This window comes from Streptomyces sp. NPDC001450, assembly GCF_053597295.1.
Genome location: NZ_JBSFHY010000117.1, coordinates 1 through 3,774, shown reverse-complemented (window position 1 = coordinate 3,774; position 3,774 = coordinate 1). Strand labels below are relative to the sequence as shown.

The following is a 3,774-nucleotide window of genomic DNA, read 5'->3' as shown; positions in this document are numbered from 1 at the left end:
GGTGAGGTGCCGTTCTTCTCCACCACCGAGGCGGAGGTTATCGACACCGTCCGGTTGGATGGTGGTTACTGGTATCGCAATCTGCGTCGGCGGGTGTGTTTCGCCGATGTCGTGCAGGGGCTTGCCGGTCAGGGTTACAGCGCGTTCGTGGAGGTGAGTTCGCACCCGGTGCTGGGTATGGCGGTGCAGGAGGCCGTCCCGGATGCGGTGGTGGTGGGCAGTCTGCGTCGTGACGATGGCGGGGCCCTGCGTTTGCTGACCTCGCTGGCCGAGGCGTGGGTGCGCGGCGTCCCGGTCGACTGGACGGCCGTGCTGGCCGGACACGACGCCCGCACCGTCCCCCTGCCCACCTACACCTTCCAGCACCGCCCTTACTGGTTCGAGACCGCGTCGCCGCAGATCGCCACCACCACGGGCGTCGCCGAGGACCCGGTGGACGCCGAGTTCTGGGCGGCCGTCGAGGAGCAGGACCTCGAGGCGCTGTCCGGCGCACTCGACGTCGCCGAGGACACGGGACAGCAGGCCCTGGCCCAGGCGCTGCCCGTGCTGTCGTCCTGGCGCCGGAGCCGCCGCGCCACCTCCACCATCGACTCCTGGCGCTACCGCGTCGCCTGGCGGCCGACGGCCGATCCCTCCGCCGCCGCACTTGACGGCACCTGGCTGGTCGTCGTCCCCGCGAGCCACGCGGGGACCGAACTCGTCAGGGTCTGTCTGGACGGACTCGCCACGCACGGCGCGCAGACCGTGCCCCTGTTCGTGGACCCCTCCGACACCGACCGGGAGCGGCTGGCCGCGCTGCTGACCGAGACCGCCCAGCACAGCGGCGTCGACGCCGGCCGGTTCAACGGCGTGCTCTCCTTCCTCGGGCTCGACGAACATCCGCACCCCGAACAGCCGGGACTCGCGGCCGGTCTGGTCGCCGGTCTCGCGCTGATCCAGGCCTGTGGCGACACCGGCGTACGCGCCCCACTGTGGCTGGCCACCAGCGGAGCCGTCACGACCGGCGACAGCGACCCGCTGCGCAACCCCGTGCAGAACGGCACCTGGGGCATGGGCCGCGTCGCCGCGCTCGAGCACCCCGAGTTCTGGGGCGGCCTCGTCGACCTTCCGGAAGTACCCGACGAGCGCACCGCCGCCAGGCTGTGCGGGATCCTCGCCGACGCCCGCGCCGAGGACCAGATCGCCATCCGCCGGACCGGAATCCTGATCCGCCGCCTTGTCCGCACCCCCGCCGGAACCGCGGACGGCGGCGACCGCACCTGGACGTCCCGCGGCACGGCGTTGATCACCGGAGGCACCGGTGGCCTCGGCGGTCACACCGCGCGCTGGCTCGCCCGCAACGGGACCGAGCACCTGGTCCTCGTCAGCCGCCGCGGCGCGAACGCACCCGGTGCGCCCGAACTGGAGGCCGAGCTGCGCGAACTGGGGGTCCGCGTCACCATCGCCGCTTGCGACATCGCCGACCGGGACGCACTCGCCGCGCTCGTCGAGCGGGTCGAGGCCGACGGGCCGCCGATCCGTACCGTCGTCCACACCGCGGGCGTCGGCATCCTCATCCCGCTGGCCACCACGACGCTCCAGGAGTTCGCCGACGGAGCCGAGGCCAAGCTCTCCGGCGTCGCCAACCTCGACGCGCTCTTCTCCGACGACCGACTCGACGCGTTCGTCGTCTTCTCCTCCGTCGCCGGTGTCTGGGGCAGCGGCGACCACGGCGCCTACGCGGCGGCCAACGCCTACGCCGACGCGGTCGCCGAGCACCGGCGGGCCCGCGGCCTGGCCGGTACGTCGATCGCCTGGGGAATCTGGAGCGACGAGGGCGGCGGCATGGCCCTCGAGGTGGTCCAGGAGCAACTGCGCTGGCGCGGAATCCCGTTCATGGATCCGACCCTCGCGGTCAAGGCCATGCAGCAGGTCCTCGACCGCGACGAATGCTTCATCGCCGTCGCCGACATCGACTGGGAGCGTTTCGTCCCGGTCTTCACCGCGGCCCGTCCGCGCCCCCTGCTCACCGAGGTGCCCGAGGTCGCCGACCTGCTGCGCGCCGAGGAGGACCGCGACCGCCAGGACGCGCCGGACACGGAGACCTCCGGTCTCGTCTCCCGGCTGCGCGGCATGGGCGCCGACGAACAGGAGCAGGCCGTACTGGACCTGGTGCGGACCCAGGTCGCGGGAGTGCTCGGGCACAGCAGCCCGAACAGTGTCGAAGTGGGCCGCGCCTTCCGCGAGTTGGGCTTCGACTCGCTGACCTCCGTGGAGTTGCGCAACCGGCTGAACGCCGCCACCGGGCTGCGCCTGCCCGTGACCGTGATCTTCGACCGGCCCACGGTCACCGCCCTGGCCCGCCACGTCCGCCAGGAACTGGTCGGCGAGTCCGTCGCCCTGCCCGTGCCGGTCGCGTCCACGGCCCCGGCCCGCGGGCCCGCCGCGGACGACGACCCGATCGTCATCGTCTCGATGAGCTGCCGCTATCCCGGCGGCGCCAACAGCCCCGAAGAGCTCTGGCAGATCCTCGCGGACGGCCGTGACGTCATCGACGCCTTCCCCGACGACCGCGCCTGGGACCTTGACGCCCTCTACGACCCCGACCCGGACCGCGAGGGCACCTGCTACGCCCGCGAAGGCGGCTTCGTCTACGACGCCGGCGACTTCGACCCCGGCTTCTTCGGCATCTCGCCGCGCGAGGCCGTCGCCATGGACCCGCAGCAGCGGATGCTGCTGGAGACCTCCTGGGAGGTGCTGGAACGGGCCGGGTTCGTCCCCGACTCGCTGCGCGGCACCCCCGTCGGAGTGTTCGTCGGCGCCGCCAACCAGGGCTTCGGCGGCCTGGACAACCTGCCCGAAGGCGTCGAGGGCCACATCGTCACCGGCAGCGCCACCAGTGTCCTGTCCGGCCGTATCGCCTACACCCTCGGCCTCGAGGGCAGCGCGGTGACCATCGACACGGCCTGCTCCTCGTCACTGGTCGCCCTGCACATGGCCGTCCAGGCGCTGCGCTCCGGCGAGTGCTCGATGGCCCTCGCGGGCGGTGTCGCCGTAATGGTGGAGCCCATCGGGTTCATCGGCTTCGCCCGCACCCGGGGCGTAGCCAAGGACGGCCGCTCCAAGGCCTTCGCCAAGGCCGCCGACGGCATGGGCCTCGCCGAGGGCGCGGGCATGCTGCTCCTGGAGCGGCTCTCCGACGCCCGCCGCAACGGCCACCCCGTACTGGCCGTGATCCGCTCCACCGCCCTCAACCAGGACGGTGCGAGCAACGGGCTCAGCGCCCCCAGCGGCCCCGCTCAGCAGCAGGTCATCAGGGCGGCGCTCGCCAAGGCCGGGCTGTCCGCCGCGGACGTGGACGCGGTGGAGGCGCACGGTACGGGCACCACGCTGGGCGATCCGATCGAGGCGCAGGCGCTGCTGGCGACGTACGGCCAGGGCCGGGATCCCAAATGCCCGTTGTGGCTGGGCTCGTTGAAGTCCAACATCGGTCACACACAGGCCGCCTCCGGTGTCGCCGGCGTGATGAAGATGGTGCTGGCGCTCCAGCATGGTGTCCTTCCGCAGACGCTCCACGTCGATGAGCCGACTCCGCATGTCGACTGGTCGGCGGGTGCGGTGTCGTTGCTGACGGAGGCGGTGGACTGGCCGGAGGCGGGCGGGCGTCCGCGCCGGGCCGGTGTGTCCTCGTTCGGGGTGAGCGGGACGAATGCGCATGTGGTGCTGGAGGAGGCGCCGGTTGTGTCATCCGTGCCGGAGGGTTTGTCCGGTGGTGGTGGTGTGGCGCCGGTGTTG

General features: G+C 72.4%; 1 protein-coding gene. It reads left to right on the top strand.

Annotated features, from left to right (window positions below; genetic code table 11):
• The coding region (locus ACWC5O_RS45125; RefSeq protein ID WP_450781343.1) for an SDR family NAD(P)-dependent oxidoreductase at positions 1-3,774 on the top strand (3,774 nt) is incomplete at both ends.